The following is a 20,561-nucleotide window of genomic DNA, read 5'->3' as shown; positions in this document are numbered from 1 at the left end:
ACCAGTTTAGCCTTTAATGGGCTCAGTTACAGGCGGCAACCGTACCAGCGGCAACGCCCTGGCACACGACATCCTTGGTCACCCAACCAGCGTCGATCACGACGTCGAGGTTTTCCTGGGTGATCGGGATCGGCGGGAGCAGCACAGCGTTCATTTCGACGCCCTTCGGGCCATCGGAGAACTTGGTCGCCCCGGTGACGCCGTCGAGAGCCGTACCGCCCGAAAGTTCAACGGCGATCTCAGCAGCCCTTTTGCCCAGTTCGCGAGCGTCCTTCCAAACCGAAACGGTCTGGGTGCCGAGCGCAATGCGGTTGAGAGCTGCATGGTCGCCGTCCTGGCCCGAAACCGGCACAGAACCGGCAAGACCCTGAGCGGCAAGCGCAGCGATGGCGCCGCCTGCCGTGCCATCGTTGGACGCAACGACAGCATCGACTTCGTTGTTATTCGCCGTCAGGAACTGTTCCATGTTCGCCTGGGCGACTTCAGGGTTCCAGTTGTCGGTATAGGCTTCGCCGACATTCTTGATGGTGCCAGCATCGATGGCGGCTTTCAGGACTTCCATCTGGCCGGCGAACAGGAAGTCGGCGTTCGGATCGGCCGAGTTGCCCTTGATGAAGACATAGTTGCCTTCAGGCTTCACGGCGAACACGCCCTGTGCCTGCATGCGCCCGACTTCCTTGTTGTCGAAGGTCAGGTAGAAAGCATCGGGGTTTTCGATCAGGCGGTCATAACCGACCACCGGAATGCCTTCGGCTACGGCAGCGGCGACGGCAGGCCCGATGGCTTCACTATCCTGAGCCAGAACGATCAGTGCAGTTGCACCCTGGCTGATCAGGCTCTCGATATCGGTGAGCTGCTTGGAGGCGGACGACTGAGCGTCAGCCGAAATATACTGCGCACCAGCTGCTTCCAGAGCGGCCTTGATCGCGCCCTCATCGGTTTTCCAGCGTTCTTCCTGGAAATTGTTCCAGGAAACGCCCACGACGATGGGGTCCTGTGCCATGGCGGCACCAGTCAACACGGTCGAGGCAAGCAAGACCGTTGCAAAGAGCTTATTCATCAATGTCCTCCCAATGGGCCATTTGAGCCCAAATGCCATCCGCAGCCTTCACATCCCTAGGCCAGCGGCACGCACTAGAGCATTATTTTCAATGCTCGAAAAAAGAAGTCGCATGTCGGATCGCGACGTGTCAACGTCAATTTCGAGCTCCGAATAAATTCCTTGTTGCGTCGGGACAGCAGCTTTGATGTCTTGGGGGCGGAGTGAGGGAGTTGAGTGCTTGACGCGAACCGTCAGCGATAGCGACAGCGTCCGGCGACAAAACCGCGGACTGGTGCTGAGTGCGTTGCGTATGCAGGGCGCTCAGTCGCGCACGGCTCTCGCAAGCCTCACCGGCCTCAGCCACGCCAGCATGACCGCCATCATGTCGGACCTGCTCACGCAGGGCCTCGTGGCCGAGCTGATAGCCGACCGGCCTGATGGCCGCACGCGTGGACGTCCGGCGACCTTCGTCAATTTTGCACGCAACGCCGCCCATGCCGCGCTTTTCGAGCTGGACGTCAACCGGGCGCGGCTTTCGCTCATCGACTATGGTGGCGTGCTGGTGGACCGCATCGAAACCGATTTGAGCCCGACCACCTTTGCAGGCCTAGCGCCATGCCAGTTTCTGTCTGACCGCCTCGATGCTTTGCTGGCGCGCACGCCTGCGGCCAAAAAGACGCTGCGACGCGTCGCCATTTCAGTTCAGGGCATTCTGGAACGCGACGGACGTGGCCTGCGCTGGTCGCCGATCCAGCATCTCGCGGGTGCCCCCTTCGCCTCCGAGCTTTCAGATGCGCGCGACCTGCCGGTGACGCTGCACAAGCGCGGACGCCTCCTCGCGGAAGGCGCCCGCTGGCTCGATCCAGCACTCCACGAAGCCAGTGTCGCGACCGTTTTCGTTGGCTCGACCGTGGCCATGGGCGTCACATTCCGCGGGCAGATCATGGGCCGGGGCGACGAGGGCGCCACCGAGTTCGGGCATATGAACCATGTCCCCAATGGCGCGCTTTGCCGCTGCGGCATGCGCGGTTGCATCGAGGCCTACGCAGCCGACTACGCGGTGCTCCGCAATGCCTATTCGGTGCCGGAGACGGCGCCCCCTGCCCCGGCGGTGCCGGCCCAGCAATATGAAATGCTGATGCAGCGCGCCGAAGCCGGCGATCGCAGCGCCACCCACGCCTTCAATCTTGCCGGCCGCGCCATCGGTTTTGGCCTCAGCCGCATGCTGGCAATTTATGACCCCTCGCACATCCTGATCGTGGGACCGGGCGCGCGCGCCATTGAACTCATGCGCCCGGAAGTGGATCAGGCCATCAAGGCATCGCTTGTCGGCAGCATAAACGGCGCGCCCCATATCATCGCGCATCGCGACGAAACGGAGCCCATCTTCAAGGGCCTGCTTATGAAGACCCTGAACGATATCGACCAGGTCGATTTCGCGCCGCTGCCCAGCTCCGAACGAGCCGGGTAAACGGCGTCAGATTTTGAGCCAGTCGTGCAGCTTGTCGGCCATGGCCGCAGGCTCTTCCTGACCGCCATGCAGCGTCAGATCAGGCGCGGTCGGTACCTCGAAGGGGCTGTCGATGCCGGTGAAATTCTTGATCTCGCCGCGGCGCGCCTTGGCATAGAGGCCCTTGGGGTCACGCTGTTCGGCCACCGCGAGGGAAGTATCGACATAGACTTCCGTAAAGCGGATATCGCCGGCGATTTCGCGCGCCAGTTGGCGTTCTTTCTCGAAGGGCGAGATGAAGGATACCAGGACGATCAGCCCGGCGTCGGCCATGAGCCTGGCGACCTCAGCCACGCGGCGAATGTTTTCGACGCGGGCGGCTTCGGTAAAGCCCAGATCCTTGTTGAGCCCGTGGCGCACATTGTCGCCATCGAGGATGTAGCAGTGCCGCCCCTCCGCCGTCAGGCGCTTTTCCAGGAGGTTGGCGATGGTGGACTTGCCCGAGCCCGAAAGGCCGGTGAACCAGACGATCTGCGCTTCCTGCCCCTTCTGCTCGGCGCGCACCTGGCGGTTCACGTCGAAGGACTGGTAGGTCAGGTTCTGCGCGCGGCGGAGGCCGAACGAAATCGTCCCGGCCGCCAGCGTCGCATTGGACAGCCGATCGATGAGAATAAAACCGCCGGTCAGCGGATTGTCGGCATAGGGATCAAAGGCAATGGCGCGATCGGTCGCGATCGTAACGGTGCCGACCTCGTTGAGATCGAGCTTGTTCGCCGCCACGTGTTCGAGCGTGTTCACATTGGTGCGGAATTTTATGTCGGTGATCGTCGCCGGAACGGTCTGCGAGCCAACCTTGAGGAGATATGACCGCCCCTGATAGGCCGGCTCGTCATTCATCCAGACCAAACGCGCCTGGAACTGGTTGGAAAATTCCGGAACCGCGCCAGGATGGGCCAGCACATCGCCACGTGACACGTCGATCTCGCGATCAAGAACCAGCGTCACTGCCTGCCCGGCAATGGCACTATCGAGGTCGCCATCCATGGTGACGACCCGTGCAACCCTTGCCGGCTTTCGCGACGCGGCGACCAGAACCTCGTCCCCAACCGCCACCTGGCCAGCGGCCACGGTGCCAGAAAAGCCGCGGAAATCGAGATTGGGACGGTTGACCCATTGCACCGGAAAGCGGAACGGCTGCGCCGCCTTGTCCTGTGCCACTTCAATGGTTTCGAGATAGGGGACGAGCGGCGTGCCTGTGAACCACGGCATGCGTTCGCTATTGACGAGGATATTGTCGCCGCGCAGGGCCGAAACCGGAACGGCGGCAAGGCTCTGGAAACCCAAATCCCTAGCGAACTCGCGATAGTCCGCTTCGATCTTGTCAAAGATGGCCTGGTCATAGTCCACAAGGTCAATCTTGTTGACCACGAGAACCACGTGCTTCACGCCGACAAGCGACAGAATGAAACTGTGCCGGCGGGTTTGTGTAAGGAGGCCCTTCCGCGCATCGACCAGCAAGAGCGCGAGGTCGGCATTGGAGGCCCCAGTCGCCATGTTGCGGGTATATTGCTCATGGCCGGGGGTGTCGGCGACGATGAACTTGCGCTTGTCGGTCGAGAAAAACCGGTAAGCCACATCGATGGTAATCCCCTGCTCGCGTTCGGCCGCGAGACCATCGACGAGGAGCGAGAAGTCGATGCCTTCGTCGCCAACCGTGCGGTTGTGGCTTTCCTTCTTCAGGCTCGCCAATTGGTCATCGAGAATAAGCTGGCTGTCATAGAGCAACCGGCCGATCAGGGTCGATTTGCCGTCATCGACGCTGCCGCAGGTCAGAAAGCGCAGGAGCGACTTGTCCGTCTGCTGGGCGAGCCAGAGGTCGAGATTGGTATCGGGCGTGGCCATGGCGAGGGTCATACTCAGAAATAGCCTTCCTGCTTCTTCTTTTCCATCGAGCCAACGGAATCGCTGTCGATTAGCCGGCCCTCGCGCTCGGAGGTGCGGCTTGCCTGCATTTCCATGATGATCGACGGCAGGTCGGCCGCGTCGGAACGAATGGCGCCGGTCAGCGGATAGCAACCAAGGGTGCGGAAGCGCACGGTCTCGAGGCGCGGCGCCTCGCCAGCCTCGAGCGGCAAACGCTCGTCGTCCACCATGATCAATGTGCCCGAGCGCTCCACCACGGGTCGAGGCTTGGCAAAATAGAGCGGCACGATGGGAATGTTCTGGTCGTAGATATAGGTCCAGACGTCCAATTCGGTCCAATTGGAGATCGGGAAGACGCGCATGCTCTCGCCCGGATTGAGGCGCGTATTGAACGTCCGCCACAGTTCCGGCCGCTGATTCTTCGGGTCCCAGGCGTGGCTGGCATTGCGATGGGAGAAAACGCGTTCCTTGGCCCGCGACTTTTCCTCGTCGCGCCGCGCGCCACCGATCGCCGCATCATAGCGCCCGGCATTGAGTGCCTGACGCAAAGCCGCAGTTTTCATGATGTCGGTATAGCGCGAGGAGCCATGGTCGAAGGGATTGATGCCATCTCGGACGCCATCCGCATTGGTGTGAGTAATGAGATCAAACCCATATTCTTCGGCCGTCCTGTCGCGAAACGCGATCATTTCCTTGAACTTGAACGTCGTATCGACGTGCAGCAGCGGAAACGGAATCTTGCTCGGGAAAAACGCCTTGCGCGCCAGATGCAGCAGCACGCTCGAGTCCTTGCCGATGGAATACATCATTACCGGCCGCTCAAAGCTCGCCGCAACCTCCCGCAAAATCTCAATGCTCTCCGCTTCCAGAGATTGAAGATGGGTGAGACGAGTTGGGGTCACGTTGGTCCAGCCTGTTGAGATGGCGATCCGGCCTATTCAGCTTGTACCTACTTGTGTAGCCCCCTTCCCAGCAAGGTAGAAAATGCCCGAAACGCTGGGGTTTCAGGGGCTTGGGGCAAAATAGTGCGGCGCTGCTTCGCGCACTGACAAACCTCTCCACCACAACGCCCGCCACGCCCCCGCGCCGCTCGCGACGGGCCTCCCACGCGCAAAAATAATTCTGCGCCCCGTTTTTCAAGGGCGGATCATGCGCGGTGATGGGGAGATGTGGTGCCGGCAACAGGGTTCGAACCCGTGACCCCCTGATTACAAATCAGGTGCTCTACCAACTGAGCTATACCGGCACATCGAGCGCCGTTTAGCATTGGGGATCGGCACCTGCAAGGCACTTAAATCGCTGTCAGTGCCGTTCGCCGTCGGGCGCCTTTTTCTTGGGATCGACTGGCTGTTCCAGTTTTTCCTTGTCACCCTTGTGCCCGAGATCATCGACATTGTCGTCCATCTGGTGGCCGGGCCGGGTTTCAACCGGAGCAGGCGGAGACTTTTGCTTTTCCATGGCGGGACACCTCCATCTTGTGGAGAGCAACCCGCAAGCGTCGTTGAGGTTCCGCCTCGACCGTAGCACAAGCAGCCCAAAGTTTTGCGTCCGCAAGCTATCGCTCGCCTTTCAGTCTTGCCTTTGCTACTAGCGGCCCCATATTCCAGCGGCTTCTCGCACCTGGTGGCAACGATGCGCCAAGGACGAAAAGCCGTGATAAAGATGTGCCGGTTGGCACTGCCTGCATTCGATTGGGGAGCAATGTGAGCGGTTCGGCACTTCCTCGCGTATCCGTCGTGACCAATGAAACGCCCGGCTCCGAAATCGCTGCGGCGAGCCTCCGTCGCGTCTTGGGCGATGTTTCCATCGATGATGCGGACTACGTCATTGCCCTTGGGGGCGATGGCCTGATGCTGCAGACGCTTCACCGCGTCATGCCGCATGGCACGCCGGTCTACGGCATGAACTTCGGCTCGGTCGGCTTCATGATGAACGACTTCTCCGAGACCGATATCGTCCAGCGCCTGCAATCGGCGCAGCGCACGAAGATATATCCGCTGTCTATGGAAGTACTCGATGCATCCGGCAAGCGCCGCATCGCCTTGGCCCTCAACGAAGTTTCGCTCTTCCGCTCGACCCATCAGGCGGCCAAGATCCAGATCGCCGTGGACAATGAAATCCGCCTCGATGAACTGATCTGCGACGGCATTCTCTTGTCTACACCCGCGGGCTCGACCGCCTACAATCTCTCCGCCCACGGCCCGATTCTGCCGATCGAGGCACCACTGCTGGCGCTGACCCCGATCTCGCCCTTCCGGCCCCGCCGCTGGCGCGGCGCGATACTCAGCAATCGGGCAGAAGTCCGTTTCGTGCTGAACGAGGCCGAAAAACGGCCTGTCAGTGCCGTGGCGGACAATATCGAAATTCAGAATGTGCGCGAGGTTACGGTGCGCGAGGATCGCTCGAATGGCGTTACGCTGCTCTTCGACCCCGGCAAGAGCCTCGAAGAGCGTGTGCTGAGCGAACAGTTCAAGTTCTAGGCAGCCGGCAGTGCCAGCAACTCCTCGGCAGGCGGAAGCGCCATCGCGAGGTGGGTTGTTTCGGCAAAGGCCCGCATGACGCCCCGCGCAGCCTTTCGCGCCAGCGCAATATTCTGCTCGCTAAGATAGGCAAAGGTCTCTTCGAGAGCCGGCGGAATCACGCCGTCATGGCTGGTGATGAGCTCTTCGGTAAGCGCTGTAACGACGTAGTGCCGGGCCGTAATATCGTCGGCCAGATCAGCAGTCCGCGCATAAAGCACCAATTGAACCAGCACCTTGCCGAGTTCTGACGGCAGGCCTGCCCTCATGAAAAGCGCCGATAGCGAAGCGCGGCTGCCGCTTTCGAGGAGGGTAAAAACCTTCTCGCGCGAAACCTCGGCCAATTCTGCCACACAGGCGGCGAAGAACATGACGTGGCCGGTGACGACAGCATGGATCAGGATGCGCGAATTGAGTTGGCTTGAGCCGACAAGGCCCTGTACGAAATCACGTTTTTGCTGACACGCCTCGTTTTCGCCGATCGAGGACAGAGCCGTATCCGAGCCATCGCGGAGCAGACGGGCCAAACGATCCGGCGCCAGGGCGCCGCGGACGAGGCGCAATTCCCTGAGAGCTTCCGTGACGCGCTGAACGAGGATCAGACGCGCCGGCGCCGGCAGGTCCGGCCGGGACAGCAAGGCGCCCCGCATTTGTGCATCCTGGCCGTCGCTGCGAGCGAGTTCGACCAGAAGGCCGGCATCGATCGCAATGTCTGCACGGCGCAGCACGTGCTGGGTAATATTGCGATCCCCGCGAGCGATCAGTTCAGCTGCGATACGCGGCGAGAGGGTTGCGCGCTGGGCTATCGCCAGCCAGATGGACTGATCGCCGTTGCGGACGCATCCGAGCAGGTCGGCATCGATAAGTATCGGAGAATACTGCAGAATCGCGCGCGAAATGATCGGACTGTCCTGCAGCAGGGCAATCATGATCGGACGAGGCGCATCCAAGGAATGGAGCAGCCCATAGGCGAGCGAGGCGCGTACTTTTACCGACGGATCGTCAAGAAAATTGATCAGGGCTGCATAGAGGGCCGCATGTTCGTCGGCGGGACCTTGATGGTCGAGAAAGGCCAAGGCAGCGAGGTGGGCCGCGTGGCCGCGCTCATCGCTATCATTGGACCGGGACAGCCGGACGAACTCGCTATACTCGATCATTACTCTCTCCACACCCGAGCGAAGACAGCCTAGCGAAGACTATTTAAGGAACCGTTCACCATAGAATTTAACGCTTTTCAGCGAGCGTAAAGCTGGGTGAAGAAAGCGGAACCGCCGGCTGGCGGAGCTTCGGACTCTTCGGGAACGGTCTTGAAAAGGCCGGTGAAGGACATGTTGTCCTGTGAGAATCGCGACGGAACGACGGGTAATGGCGCGGGTTGGCTGGCGCCCTGCCCGGCCATCTGCTGGGTAGAAAACGCAGCATTTCCAACACCTTCGTGCTTGGCGACGAGGGTGCGATAGACGTCACGGATGGTGCGCGGCTGGCCGTTGCTGTAGAAAATTGCCTGGTTGGCGTCGGCCTGGCGCGGGAAGAGGTTGACCGCGAGTTGGTCGGGATCTTCGAGGCCGGCCTTGAACATGCGCTCGGCCCCTTCTGCCCCAAGGAAATGTGCGATGTAGAGTTCGCCGGCGCTCGGCTTGCGGCCGAATCGGGATTTCAAATACTCGCCATTCGAGCGGGTGAAGGCGGCGGCGAGGTCGGCGGCGATCTGTGGATCTTCGCGGAGTTTAAGAATTTCGGCTTTGCGCGCGGGGTCAGCAACGGTGTAGCTGCCATCGCTACGCTGTTGAATTTCATTGGCAATATTGCCGTAGCCAAGCCGCGGCCCCTGCTGCTTCATCACTTGCAGCCAGGTGCCTTCGAGGAACTGGAAGAGGCCAACGGCCGACGAAGTGCTGGCTTTTGCAGACGGATTGAGGCTGCTTTCGCGCATCGCAGTCTGCAGCAGGTAGGAGAAATCCACGCCGCTGCGATTGCCCGCCGCGGTCAATGCGGTGGCCAGATTCTGCGGTACGGAGATGGACTGGACGCCCATTAGCAGCCTGAGGTTAGCGCGATGATTGCGTTAACCTCTGCATTATTATGGCTAACAGACTGTTAACATCGAGATTGTCACGGACGCCAATCTGTTACGATTTCGGCCAAATCTGGACGCGGACGGTCTTCGATCGATGTCGTGGGGGTTCCGATATGGACGAAACCGACAAATCTCTCGCCCTCTTTGGCGCCGAGAACGGCCGCGGCCTCGGAGTCAAAAGTGTACCAGCGGGTGATCCAGGTTGCGGCATAGCCTAGTGCATAAGCGCCGTGGACGAGGTTGAACGCGACATTACCGGCCGAAAGCAATTGCTCGAATTCTGGGATTTTCACATGCGGCTTGGCAGTCGAGATGACGCCGATGACCAAGGGCGCGGGCAGGAACTGGCGGCGTTCGATTTCGAGACCGGCTTCGTCGAGTTCCGGGCGCTTGCGCTTGGCGATTTCGGCGAGCTTTTCACCAGCGGCGGCGCGAGCGTCGCCGGAGAAGAGGACCAGACGCCAGGGCGCGAGCTTGCCATGGTCGGGAACGCGCGTCGCGATGGTGAGCAGCGTCTGGAGATCATTGCCAGTTGGACCGGGCTCGGCAAGAAAGGCCTGACCGACGGAGCGGCGCGTAAGAAGGTGGTCGAGCAAGGCTTGGTTGGCGGGCATGGTCTATCCTTGAAGGCGTCTTGAAACGAGCGGGGCCAAAGCGCGTCGCGGTAGATTCCGCTCCATGCGCTTCGGCTCGCTTTGTCGATGCATGTCCTTATCCCGAAACCGGCACTCACTTTCGAGGGACATGCTTTGACGAAAATGCTTTGACCCAAACCGGCACCGGTTTTCAAGCCGGTCCGAGTGTGACACAGCTTTTCCCTAATCGCGCTCTAACTTGAAAAGAGTCGGGGCGCCCTGACCTTTTTTAATGGCCCGAACAACCATGCTGCCTGTCTATCGCCTGATTGCCTGTGCCATTCTCGGTCTTGCGAGCGTGACAGTTAGCACAGCGCCCGTGGCTTTTGCGCAAGAGAGCGCCGAGATCCCGCCCCTGCCCCGGCCGCGGCCTGATCGCGACAATATGCCGTCATCTTCGGCTGTGCCGGGCACGGGTACGGCGGCTGACGCGATTGCGGCCGTGACGAGCGTTCCGCAATCGGTGACGTTGACGGCCCGGATTACCGAGGAAGGCCCGTCGATCCCCGAAGGTGTCGTCTGGCGGATATTCGACAGCGTGCCGGATGCGCAGGGCAATATGACGCTGGTCGCCAAATCGGAAGACGCGACGGCGCGGCTCGATCTGCCGCCGGGCGAATATGTGGTGCACGCCGCCTATGGACGGGCGCAACTGAGCGAAGCTCTCTCGGTGGTGCCGGGAAAAAATGAAAAGGTCGTCGATCTCGAAGCTGGCGCCTTGCGGCTCAACTCGGCCGTGACCGGCGATATCCCAATCGCGCCGACCCAGTTGCGCTTCGATATTTTCACCGCCGGCGAAGAAAGCAGCCGCGTGATGATCGCGGAAAACCTGCCGCCCAACGACATCGTGACGCTCAATGCCGGGACCTACCACATCGTCTCCCATTTCGGCGCCATCAACGCCGTAGTGCGGGCCGATCTGCGCGTCGAGGCCGGGCAGTTGACGGACGCGACGCTCTATCATCACGCGAGCGAAGTTTCGTTCCGACTGGTCTCGGAAGAAGGCGGCGAGGCCATTGCCGACGTCGAGTGGACCGTGAAGACGCCGGACGGCGCCACTGTGTTTACCGATCGCGGCGCATTCCCGTCGACGGTGCTGGCCGAGGGCGAATATCTGATTTTCGCCAAGCAGGGCGAGAAGGTTTATAACCGCGAAGTGCAGGTGGTTTCGGGCGGATCGCGCGAAATCGAAGTGCTGACGAGCGTTTATGGGGGTTGAGGGGCACTGCTCCACGACGTCATTCCCGCGAAAGCGGGGATGACACGGTGAAAAATCAAGGGCTTCATGGCCGCCTCGGGCGTTTTAAGGTTTAGCTGACGTAGCAGTAGCCCTCATGGTGAGGTGCTTTGCAGAGCAAAGCCTCGAACCACCAGGGCGTGGCACAAAAGCATCCGGGCACGCCCTCGCCCTTCGAGGCTTCGCTTCGCTCCGCGCCTCAGGATGAGGTCTACTGAGGTTAGCGATAAACGTCCTTCGGATCGAACAGTTTCGGCAATCCGGTATCCTCAAGCCGCGCGATGCCGTTTTCGGTTTCGACGCTGCGATAGAAGCAGGTTTTGCGGCCGGTGTGGCAGGCGGCGCCTCGGCCGGTCTGGCGGACGGTCATGACGAGGCAATCCTGATCGCAATCGGTGCGCAGCTCGACGACTTCCTGGAGTTCGCCTGAAGTTTCGCCCTTTTTCCAGATGGCTTTTCGCGAGCGCGACCAATAGTGCGCGATGCCGGTTTCGAGCGTCAGGCCGAGGGTTTCGGTATTCATATGCGCGACCATGAGCACGTCCTTGGTGCCCTCCTCCACGGTCACGACGGTGATGAGGCCATGAGCGTCGAAGCGTGGCGCGAAGATCGTGCCTTCTTCGAGGTCTTCGTGGCTCAGCAGTTTGGGGTCGGCGAAAGCAGTGGTCATGATGCGCACCTCTGGCTCAGGCTTTGAGCCTCTAGCGCGCATCACGTCCGAATGCCAGTGCTTCAGCTCTTGAGGCCGAACCAGATTTCAATATCGCCGCTGCCGCTGCGACCATCGAAGGCCGGCCCGTAATATTCGAGGAAGCTGTAGGTCGCCTCGCTCACTTCGTAGCCATTGGCGGTCAGCCACTTTTCTCCCCCGCCGATGGTTTGGCGTATAGTGGAAAGATCGCCCTTGTGCTCGAAGCGCGCCCATTTGAGCGCAGGCACGGCAACCAGCTCGAGATCGGAGGGTGCGTCGGCTCCCGCGCGCATTTCCATGGCGGCGACATATTCGAACCGATCATCGGCAATCTCGCCGATGATGCCGTAGGCGGCACCCGCAATGGTCCCGTCGATATGGCCGATATGGGGCTGAAAGCGCTGCCATTGGGCCGGAAGACCCGCAGGATTGTTCATGCTGTGACGCTCGGCAATGCCGGCGAAATACATGGCGGGACGGTTTTCGAACCGGGGCGGCTCGATGGTGACTTGGGCTTGAATATCCATTCTTTGAGGCTCCACAAGGGTGATCCCTTCGAGACTGCGCCTTTGGCGAACCACTTGCGGCGTAACGCCGAACTGATCGCGGAAAGCGCGGGTGAATGCCTCATGCGAGCCGTAGCCGGCATCGAGCGCGACCGACAGAATATCGGGCGCCCCCTCGGCCAATTGACGTGCCGCATCGCTCAGGCGCCTTGCCCGCAGATAGGCCGTGACCGAATAGCCGGTCACCAGGGGAAAGAGGCGAGAGAGATAGCTTTTGGAACGCCCGGTCACCTCTGCAAGCTCATCGAGCCCCAGCGGCTCGCGCGAGCGGCTTTCGAGAACCCAGAGCATTTTGGAGACAACTGACATGGCACGTACCCGCTTGAGACGGGTAGTCTATGCCATAACCGGGACAAGCGCATTTGATCGCGCTTGTCGTCGGCCGTTGTTTCATCGGGAGACGACTCAACCGGCTGTCACCCCGGCGAAGGCCGGGGGCCATCTCCCGATCTCAGGATGGGCCCCGGCCTACGCCGGGGTGAGAATCGTGGTTGGAGGATAGCTGCCGGTGAAACCAGCAATCAGCGGCGGGAAATCATTGCAAAAAAACGGTCCTGCTCGACGCGATCCTCGGCAAAAACGCCGGTAAAGCGATGGGTGATCGTTTTTACGTCATGAGCGCGAACGCCGCGCATGGTCATGCACATGTGTTCGGCTTCGAGCATCACCGCAGCGCCGCGAGGACCGAGATTTTCATTGATGGCGTCTAGGATCTGCGCCGTCATTGTTTCCTGCGTTTGCAGACGGCGGGCGAACACTTCGACGAGACGCGCCAGCTTGGAAAGGCCCACGACGCCGTCATGCGGCAGATAAGCGATATGCGCCTTACCAAAGAACGGCACCATGTGATGTTCGCAATGGGCATAGAACGGGATATCGCGCACGAAGACGATATCGTCGTAGCCGCCGACCTCGCGGAACATTTTTGAGAGGACTTCCTTGGGGTCCTGCGCGTAGCCGGAGAACAGCTCTCCATAGGCCTTGGCCACGCGCGCCGGCGTTTCCAGCAGACCCTCACGAGTCGGATCATCGCCCGCCCAGGCGATCAGCGTGCGAACCGCCGCTTCGGCTTCTTCGCGGGTCGGGCGCGGCAGGGCCGTGGACGAACCAGGTGCGGGAAATGGTAGCTTTACGGTCGCGTCCAATGGATTACTCCTCACTCGGAAACCGGAGGCACTACGGTTTCACCGACGATTTGGACCACTCCAAAGTGCGTGTCTCTGGCGATCCCTGTCGGACCATCTATATAGAAGGCGTACAAGACGGGAACAAGAAGTCAGATTTCCTAGATGGCGCTAAGCGAGCTTTATTCGGACAAAATTCTCGATATTGCCGGAAACGCGTTGCAGCCTGGCCGCTTGCCGGCGCCGGACGCTTCGGCGCGAAAGGTCAGCCGTATCTGCGGCTCGGTGATCGAGGTGGATATCGTTGTCACTGACGGCGTGATCACCGGCTATGGACACGAGGTTTCCGCCTGTGCGCTGGGACAGACTTCGGCGGCGATCGTGGCGCGCGAAATCGTCGGGACGCGGGCTGACGATTTTTTGGCGCTGGCGCTGCAGATGCGCGACATGTTGAAGGCCGAAGGCACGCCGCCGGACGGAAAATGGGCAGACCTGGCTTATCTCGAACCGGTGCGGGAATTTCCGGCGCGGCATGCTTCGACGCTGCTGGTGTTTGATGCTGTGGCCGATGCGATAGGTAAAGCCGTTTTAGAACAAGCCACTAAAGCTGTTTCCTGATGCAAAACATCATGCAAACCGCGCTGCGGGTGCTGGATTTTCCATTCAAGATCGCAGCCATTCTGCTGATCACCATTTACCGCTACACGCTCTCCGCCTTTGCCGGGCGGACCTGCCGCCACTTGCCGACCTGTTCGGAATATACGCGGGACGCGATCTGGCAATTTGGGTTCTGGCCGGGCGGCTGGATGGGGCTTTCAAGGTTTGTACGCTGCCGGCCGGGCGGGACGCATGGCTACGATCCGGTGCCGGAGGCGGTGCCCAGCGAGGCACGATGGTATGTGCCTTGGACTTATGGGCGGTGGAGGTAGAGGCCTCCCGCACGGCGTCATTCCCGCGAAAGCGGGAATCTCCCCGGGCCAAAGAGGGATTCCCGCTTTCGCGGGAATGACGCGGTGAATTGATTGGAGGCTTACTGCGGAGCTCCTAAGGGCTGGCAGGAGGCGAAAAGCGTGCTATTCAAGCCGCCTTGCAGCGATTGGCGCTGCAGAATCCCAATTTCTGGAGACTGAAAATGTCGATCAAGGTGACGTTCCCCGATGGTGCAGCTCGCGAATATCCGCGCGGCACCACCGGCACCACCGTGGTCGAAGGGATCTCCAAGAGCCTGGCCAAAAAGACCATTGCCATGCGCTGGAACGGCGTCGTGTCCGACCTTTCGGATGCGCTCGAGGCCGATGGCAAGATCGAGTTCGTGACGCGCGATTCTGGGTCCAAGGACGCGCTCGAACTCATTCGTCATGACGCGGCCCACGTTTTGGCCGAGGCGGTGCAGGAGCTGTGGCCCGATACGCAGGTGACCATCGGTCCGGTGATCGAGAACGGCTTTTATTACGACTTCTACCGTCAGGCCGGGCCGTTCACGGAAGACGAGCTGCGCGTCATCGAGAAAAAGATGAGCGAAATCATCGATCGTGGCGCGGCCTTCACCAAGGAAGTGTGGACGCGCGACCAGGCGAAAGACTGGTTCGAAGCCAAGGGCGAGGCTTTCAAGGTCGAGCTCGTGGATGCGATTCCGGCTGACCAGTCGATCAAGATGTATGCGCAGGGCCAGTGGAAAGACCTTTGCCGCGGCCCGCACATGCGGACCGTTAGAGATGTCGGCCAGGCGTTCAAGCTGACCAAGGTGGCAGGCGCCTATTGGCGTGGCGACAGCAATCGCCCGGTGCTGAGCCGCATCTACGGCACGGCTTTCCCGACCAAAGAGGAGCTCGACGCTTACCTCCTCATGGTGGAAGAGGCGGAAAAGCGCGACCATCGCAAGATTGGCCGCGACCTCGACCTGTTCCATCTCCAGGAAGAAGCGCAGGGGTCGGTTTTCTGGCATCCGCGTGGCTTTGTCATTTACAACCAGATGGAAGCCTACATTCGCCGGCGCCTGAACAATTCGGGCTATGTCGAGGTCAAGACGCCGCAGCTGATGCATGCCAAATTCTGGGAGCAGTCGGGCCACTGGGGCAAGTATCGCGAAAACATGTTCGTCGTGCCCGATCAGGTGCCGAACACGGAAGACGACAAGCCGATCTTCGAAAACGAAGGCGACCTGTTGGCGCTCAAGCCTATGAACTGCCCGGCGCATGTGCAGATTTTTAATCAGGGCATCAAGTCGTACCGCGACCTGCCGCTGCGCATGGCCGAGTTTGGCTGCTGTCACCGCAACGAGGCCCATGGTGCGCTTCATGGCCTGATGCGCGTGCGGCAGATGACTCAGGACGACGCGCATATCTTCTGCCGCGAAGACCAGATCCAGAGCGAGACTGAGCACTTCGTGCACCTGCTCTACTCGGTTTATGGGCATCTGGGCTTCGAGAATGTCGTCATCAAGCTCGCGACGCGGCCGGAGAAGTTCGGCGGCACCGTGGAGCGTTGGGACGCGGCTGAGAAGGCGCTGGGCGATGCCCTGCGCGCGACCGGCTATGACTTCGAGATCGCCGAGGGCGAAGGCGCGTTTTATGCGCCGAAGCTGGAGTTCCATCTCAAGGATGCTATTGGGCGGTCCTGGCAGGTGGGCACCTTGCAGCTCGACTATGTGCTGCCCGAGCGCCTGAACGCGACTTATGTGGCTGAGGATGGTTCGCGGCAGTTTGCCGTGATGCTGCATCGCGCGATCCTCGGGTCGCTCGAGCGCTTTATCGGCATTCTGATCGAAAACCATGCCGGCAAGATGCCGATGTGGTTGGCCCCGATCCAGGTCGTCGTGGCGACCATCGTGTCGGAAGCGGATGAATATGGTCAGAAGCTGGTCAACCAGCTGCGGGCCGTGGGCATTCGCGCCGAGCTTGATACGCGCAACGAGAAGATCAACTACAAGGTGCGCGAGCATTCGGTACAGAAGGTGCCGCTGATGTTCGTCGTGGGCAAGCGCGAGGCCGAGGAAGGCACGGTTTCCGTGCGACGTCTCGGCACCGAGGGCCAGCAGGTTCTGCCATCGATGGAAGCGATCGTATCGCTTCTGGCCGAGGCGACCCCGCCGGACCTGAAGGACAAGGCGCAGGCAGCTTAAGAATGCCGCAGCGTCCGTCCAACCGCGAAATGAAAGCGCTCTATCATCTGGGCGAGGACAATGTCCTCGGCCCGGATGACTTCAAGGATATCGGCGAAAAGACCTTTGCCGGCATGCTGAAGAAAAAATGGGTGGAAGAAGCCGAGCCGGGTAAATTCCGGACGACCGAAAAAGGCCGCATCATCCACGATGAAGAGGTCTACTTCACCGGGCGCTGGAAGCGCTAGGTCATGCGGACACTTGGTCATATCGGTCTGCAAATGGCAATTTTCTCCGCTTCCGGTGCTCACGTACCCAAACGTACGCTCCGCTCCGGTTCTCGAAAATCACCATTTTCGTCGCGCTATGACTCAACTGTCCACACGACCTAAGAACGGTGCGGGCTGATGGCTGAACGCATTGCCATAACCCGCACCGTTTCCATCGATCCCAGCGAGATCGAGGAAACGTTCGTCCGCGGCACCGGTGCCGGCGGGCAGAACGTCAACAAGGTCGCGAGCGCGGTGCAACTGCGCTTCGATCTCGCCAATTCCCCCAATATTTCCGATGCGATGAAGCGGCGCGTGGGCACGCTGGCGGGCAGCCGGCTGACCAAGGATGGCGTCATCGTCATTGTCGCCAACAATCACCGCGACCAGCCGATGAACCGCGCCGACGCGCTGGAGCGGCTGGTGGAACTGCTGAAAGCGGGCGCCTATGTGCCCAAGCCGCGGATTGCGACGCGCCCTACCCTCGCCTCCCAAAAGCGGCGGCTCGATGCCAAGACGACGCGTTCGGGCGTGAAGCAGGGCCGTGGGCGGCCGCGGGTCGACGACTAGTTATTCAAGGACTTTTCCATGAGCCTCAAATTCGGAACCAGCGGCGTGCGCGGGCTTGTGACGGACCTGCAAGGGCAGCCGGCGCGGCGCTATGTGGCGGCGTTTTTGCGGCATTTGCAGACTTCCGGGCAAATGGCGGGCGGGCGTGTACTGGTGGGTTATGACCTGAGGCCATCGAGCCCGGCGATTGCTGCCGACTGTCTCAATGCGATTGCGGCGGCGGGATTCGAGCCGGTCGATTGCGGCGCGGTGCCGACGCCGGCGCTGGCCTTGCAGGCAATGAAGACGGGTAGCGCGGCGGTGATGATCACCGGGAGCCATATTCCGGCGGATCGCAATGGGCTGAAATTTTACAAGCCGGCCGGAGAGATCAGCAAGGACGACGAGGCGGGGATTGTTGCTGCGCTTGATGATGCGGATGTGCTGGACACGGCGTTCCGCGCGCAGGATGAGCATGCGGAGGCGATGACGGCCTATGCCGCGCGGTGCGTGGCGCTGCTGCCCAAGGGGGCGCTTGGTGGGTGGAAAATTGGGGTCTTCGAGCACTCCACCGTTTCGCGCGATCTGCTGGGGCAGGTGCTGGCGGATCTGGGCGCCGAGATTGTTGCGCTGGGGCGAAGCGATGTGTTCGTGCCTGTGGATACGGAGGCGTTTTCGGACGCGCTGTTTGCGCCCCTGCCCCTTTGGGTGCGCGAGCATGGGCTGGATGCGATTGTGTCCGCCGATGGCGATGCGGATCGGCCACTGGTGATGGACGGCGCGGGCAATTTCGTGCGCGGGGACGCGCTGGGACTGCTGGCGGCGCGGTTTCTTGGGGCCAAGGTGGTGGTGACGCCGGTAACGTCCAATTCGGCGATCGAGCGCACCGGATATTTTGAGGACGTGGTGCGGACGCGCGTGGGTTCGCCCTTCGTCGTGGCGGGAATGGCGACCGCAGATTCGGTTGTGGGCTTTGAGGCCAATGGCGGAACGTTTGTCGGGGGCGGTTTTGAGCTGACGGCATTGCCGACGCGGGACGCGATTCTGCCTGTGATTGCAGTGCTGGGGCTGGCGGCCAAGGACGGGATTTCGGTGGCGGAACTGGTCGCGAAGCTGCCGCTACAGGTGGCTGTGGCGGATCGGTTGCAGGATGTGCCGGGCGAGCGAAGCGCGGCGTTTCTGGAGCGATTGCGGACGGATGGGGCTTTTGCCGCTGAGGTGTTTGCGCAGCATGGCATCGCTGCGGTCAACGCGATCGATGGGTTGCAATTTCATCTGACGGGCGGGGAAACGGTGCATTTCCGGGCCTCGGGGAATGCGCCGGAACTGCGGGCCTATGTCGAGGCAGGGACGGCGGAGCGGGCGACGGAATTGTTGGAGTGGTCGATGGCGGCGTTGGAGAAGGCGGTGCGGTAAGCCAACCACCAGCTGTCATCCCGGCGAAGGCCGGGATCCATCTTGAGATCTCAGGATGGGCCCCGGCCTTCGCCGGGGTGACAATCGAGTTTGTTGGAAATCCAACGCGCAATAAGATGGGGCGGCCAGTGGCCGCCCCTTTTGTTTGATTACTTCGCCGAGGCGGTGATGTTGACCTTGCCGATGAGGCTGGTCGGGTCTTCTTCGGCGGTCATGAAATCGACCATGGAGAGGCCGGGATCGGTCTTGGCCTCGATGCCGATATTGAGGGACTTGGCGGTGCCGCTGACGAACTGGTTGACGGCCGAGCCGAGCTTGGCGGCATCGGCGGCGCCGGCCATCATGCCGATGATCGTGCCTTCGGCGAGGCCGGCAAAGACCGGGCGCAGGGTTGCCGGGTCGGCACCCTGATCGGCGGCTGCGACGGCGAGGATAATGTCGGAGAGGCCGCTATCGGTCACGTCGAGGTTGAGCGCCTTGATGGCGACGCCCATGCCGGCCATCAGAGCTTCGTTCTCATCGAGCGAGAACAGGGCTTCGGTGGCATTGGCGATGGTGCCCGAGAGCACGACGCTCGCCAGATCAACGCCCGAGACGGAAACTTCTTCCACATCGATGCTGTTGGTGTCAGCGTTCCAGGCAGCGGCGAGGCGGAAAGCAGCATCGATCTTGGTGATGCCAAGAGCGATCAGCTGCTGGAGTTGCTCATCCTGAGTGTCTTCCGGCAGTGCGGCGCGGATGCCGCTGGCCGAGGTATCGACGGCGCTGGGGATGCCGTTGATATAATTGGAGAGCGACAGATCGAAATCGTCGATATCGGCGACGATGCGTTCGCCGTCGGCATCCGGATCGGGAATATCGATGGCAAGGCCCGAGAAGGAGAAGCCGTCAAAAGCCGGAATAAGGGCGCGGGCGTTGGTTTCGAGCCAGGATTCGTCGACTTCTTCGGGCGCATTGGCGAGAGCCGCGATCGTTGCAGACAGATCGAATTGCTTGATGGTGAAATTGCCAAGCGTGATCGAGCCGTCGCCTTCGACCTTGATCGCGAAGTCATCCATGGAAATCTGCGGATAGATGCCCGGCGACATGCCCGCCATGATGACATTGCCGATTTCAACGGCCATCGGGCGGCCTTCGTCATCGGTACCGGCGCAGGAGAAACCGTCGAAGGTGAATTCGGAGCTCTCGAAGGCCGTCAGGATGTCGGCATACATGCGCATGAACTTGCCCATGAAGACCGGATCGGCCATTTCGGGGTCGTCCTCCATCTGCTGGGCCAGCGTCATGATTTCGAGGAACGACGTCTCCATGGGGCGGCCGCGCACTTCGGCGCCGCTGACCGGGCCGAAATCGCAGCTGACGTCTTCGGCTTCGAACGTGCCGCCTTCCATCAGGAAATCGGCGTAAAGCGTCTGCATCTCGGTGGAGCCACCGGCATCGACAAGGCCATAGACCCCGAGCATGCCGCCAATATTGAAATTGGTGGCCGAGGTGCTGCCCATTTCGGCATGGCCGTCCTCGACATCGAAGTTCGAGCCTTCAAGACGGGCACTGGCCGCGACACCATCGACGACGTTTTCGAGCACCAGGTTGTTGAAGGTAAGAACGCCGTCTTCCTTCACTCCATCGACGGTGGAGGTGACCGTCAGGATGATTTCGGGAACCGTGATACTGGTGGCGTTGAGGCCGGCAAGCGCATCGGCGTTTTCCACCAGCGCGCCGCTCAGAATCGCCTTGATGGTATCGGCATCGATGCTGGAATCGACGGCTTCGACGGTGGGAATGGAAACGGAGAATACCGGCGGCTCGGCCGTTGCCGTTTGCTCAGTGGGCTTGGTTTTCACCTTCTGGGCCATGGCGGGAGCAGCAGGTAGCGCGACGCTGACCAGACATGCTGCGGCGATCCCGGCCAGGCCGCGCCTGGTGACGACGTTCAAAGACATGTTTTTCTCCCGGTTGCTGG

Annotated in this window: 20 protein-coding genes and 1 tRNA gene; 9 read left to right on the top strand and 12 right to left on the bottom strand. The window is 60.9% G+C overall.

What is annotated here, in order from left to right; translation table 11 throughout:
- Positions 1-22: 22 nt before the first annotated feature.
- The gene (gene xylF, locus ASD83_RS02215; protein WP_056307530.1) at positions 23-1,060 is read right to left on the bottom strand and encodes a D-xylose ABC transporter substrate-binding protein; all 1,038 of its coding nucleotides are present in this window, start codon (positions 1,058-1,060) and stop codon (positions 23-25) included.
- A gap of 220 nt (positions 1,061-1,280) precedes the next feature.
- On the opposite strand from xylF, the gene ASD83_RS02210 reads away from it, so the two are divergent.
- Positions 1,281-2,513 (top strand): ROK family transcriptional regulator, encoded by a 1,233-nt coding sequence (locus ASD83_RS02210; RefSeq protein ID WP_162249110.1) that lies wholly within the window; start codon positions 1,281-1,283, stop codon positions 2,511-2,513.
- 6 nt (positions 2,514-2,519) lie between these two features.
- Here ASD83_RS02210 and cysN read toward each other — a convergent pair whose 3' ends face one another.
- From cysN to ASD83_RS20845, 4 genes are all read right to left on the bottom strand, one after another.
- Positions 2,520-4,406, bottom strand: a complete 1,887-nt coding sequence (gene cysN, locus ASD83_RS02205) for a sulfate adenylyltransferase subunit CysN (protein WP_056307527.1) — start codon at positions 4,404-4,406, stop codon at positions 2,520-2,522.
- A 2-nt stretch (positions 4,407-4,408) separates the two neighbouring features.
- Positions 4,409-5,317, bottom strand: a complete 909-nt coding sequence (gene cysD, locus ASD83_RS02200; RefSeq protein ID WP_056307526.1) for a sulfate adenylyltransferase subunit CysD — start codon at positions 5,315-5,317, stop codon at positions 4,409-4,411.
- Between the two features lie 268 nt (positions 5,318-5,585).
- A tRNA-Thr gene (locus ASD83_RS02195) sits at positions 5,586-5,661 on the bottom strand.
- 56 nt (positions 5,662-5,717) lie between these two features.
- Positions 5,718-5,873, bottom strand: coding sequence for a hypothetical protein (locus ASD83_RS20845; RefSeq protein ID WP_156385695.1), 156 nt, complete (start codon positions 5,871-5,873; stop codon positions 5,718-5,720).
- 245 nt (positions 5,874-6,118) lie between these two features.
- Between ASD83_RS20845 and ASD83_RS02190 the strand changes: the two genes are divergently transcribed.
- The gene (locus ASD83_RS02190; RefSeq protein ID WP_056309795.1) at positions 6,119-6,895 is read left to right on the top strand and encodes an NAD kinase; all 777 of its coding nucleotides are present in this window, start codon (positions 6,119-6,121) and stop codon (positions 6,893-6,895) included.
- Here the strand turns inward: ASD83_RS02190 and ASD83_RS02185 are convergent.
- The 3 genes from ASD83_RS02185 to ASD83_RS02175 form a co-directional block, all read right to left on the bottom strand.
- On the bottom strand, positions 6,892-8,091 hold the full coding sequence (locus ASD83_RS02185; RefSeq protein WP_056307524.1) for a DUF2336 domain-containing protein: 1,200 nt from the start codon (positions 8,089-8,091) through the stop codon (positions 6,892-6,894). The two genes, ASD83_RS02190 and ASD83_RS02185, sit on opposite strands and share 4 nt — an antisense overlap.
- Positions 8,092-8,168: 77 nt before the next feature.
- Complete coding sequence (locus ASD83_RS02180; RefSeq protein ID WP_056307522.1) at positions 8,169-8,969, bottom strand: transglycosylase SLT domain-containing protein; 801 nt, start codon at positions 8,967-8,969, stop codon at positions 8,169-8,171.
- A 77-nt stretch (positions 8,970-9,046) separates the two neighbouring features.
- Positions 9,047-9,625 (bottom strand): nitroreductase, encoded by a 579-nt coding sequence (locus ASD83_RS02175; RefSeq protein WP_056307520.1) that lies wholly within the window; start codon positions 9,623-9,625, stop codon positions 9,047-9,049.
- Between the two features lie 253 nt (positions 9,626-9,878).
- Here ASD83_RS02175 and ASD83_RS02170 point away from each other — a divergent pair, with 253 nt between their 5' ends.
- Positions 9,879-10,865, top strand: coding sequence for a hypothetical protein (locus tag ASD83_RS02170; protein WP_156385693.1), 987 nt, complete (start codon positions 9,879-9,881; stop codon positions 10,863-10,865).
- 238 nt (positions 10,866-11,103) lie between these two features.
- Here ASD83_RS02170 and hisI read toward each other — a convergent pair whose 3' ends face one another.
- The 3 genes from hisI to folE form a co-directional block, all read right to left on the bottom strand.
- Positions 11,104-11,553, bottom strand: coding sequence for a phosphoribosyl-AMP cyclohydrolase (gene hisI / locus ASD83_RS02165; RefSeq protein ID WP_056309794.1), 450 nt, complete (start codon positions 11,551-11,553; stop codon positions 11,104-11,106).
- A gap of 62 nt (positions 11,554-11,615) precedes the next feature.
- A complete protein-coding gene (locus ASD83_RS02160) occupies positions 11,616-12,449 on the bottom strand; it encodes an AraC family transcriptional regulator (RefSeq protein WP_056307516.1) in 834 nt (277 codons plus the stop codon).
- Positions 12,450-12,661: 212 nt separating this feature from the next.
- Positions 12,662-13,285, bottom strand: coding sequence for a GTP cyclohydrolase I FolE (folE, locus tag ASD83_RS02155; RefSeq protein WP_056307514.1), 624 nt, complete (start codon positions 13,283-13,285; stop codon positions 12,662-12,664).
- A 144-nt stretch (positions 13,286-13,429) separates the two neighbouring features.
- Between folE and ASD83_RS02150 the strand changes: the two genes are divergently transcribed.
- From ASD83_RS02150 to ASD83_RS02125, 6 genes are all read left to right on the top strand, one after another.
- The gene (locus ASD83_RS02150) at positions 13,430-13,882 is read left to right on the top strand and encodes an iron-sulfur cluster assembly scaffold protein (protein WP_056307512.1); all 453 of its coding nucleotides are present in this window, start codon (positions 13,430-13,432) and stop codon (positions 13,880-13,882) included.
- Between the two features lie 11 nt (positions 13,883-13,893).
- A complete protein-coding gene (gene yidD, locus ASD83_RS02145; protein ID WP_244489083.1) occupies positions 13,894-14,193 on the top strand; it encodes a membrane protein insertion efficiency factor YidD in 300 nt (99 codons plus the stop codon).
- A 203-nt stretch (positions 14,194-14,396) separates the two neighbouring features.
- Entirely contained in the window at positions 14,397-16,385 is a 1,989-nt protein-coding gene (gene thrS / locus ASD83_RS02140; protein ID WP_056309792.1) for a threonine--tRNA ligase, read from the top strand.
- 2 nt (positions 16,386-16,387) lie between these two features.
- Positions 16,388-16,612: a hypothetical protein gene (locus ASD83_RS02135; RefSeq protein WP_056307508.1), complete on the top strand. Its 225-nt coding sequence runs from the start codon at positions 16,388-16,390 to the stop codon at positions 16,610-16,612.
- Positions 16,613-16,771: 159 nt separating this feature from the next.
- Positions 16,772-17,203, top strand: coding sequence for an alternative ribosome rescue aminoacyl-tRNA hydrolase ArfB (arfB, locus tag ASD83_RS02130; protein ID WP_056307506.1), 432 nt, complete (start codon positions 16,772-16,774; stop codon positions 17,201-17,203).
- Between the two features lie 18 nt (positions 17,204-17,221).
- On the top strand, positions 17,222-18,598 hold the full coding sequence (locus tag ASD83_RS02125; RefSeq protein ID WP_056307505.1) for a phosphomannomutase: 1,377 nt from the start codon (positions 17,222-17,224) through the stop codon (positions 18,596-18,598).
- Between the two features lie 149 nt (positions 18,599-18,747).
- Here ASD83_RS02125 and ASD83_RS02120 read toward each other — a convergent pair whose 3' ends face one another.
- A complete protein-coding gene (locus ASD83_RS02120) occupies positions 18,748-20,541 on the bottom strand; it encodes a hypothetical protein (RefSeq protein ID WP_156385691.1) in 1,794 nt (597 codons plus the stop codon).
- Positions 20,542-20,561: the final 20 nt, after the last annotated feature.

It is taken from the genome of Devosia sp. Root685, from assembly GCF_001427875.1.
Taxonomy (GTDB): Bacteria; Pseudomonadota; Alphaproteobacteria; order Rhizobiales; family Devosiaceae; genus Devosia.
Note: the sequence above shows the minus strand (reverse complement) of the source record. Positions and strands in the feature narration are given on the sequence as shown.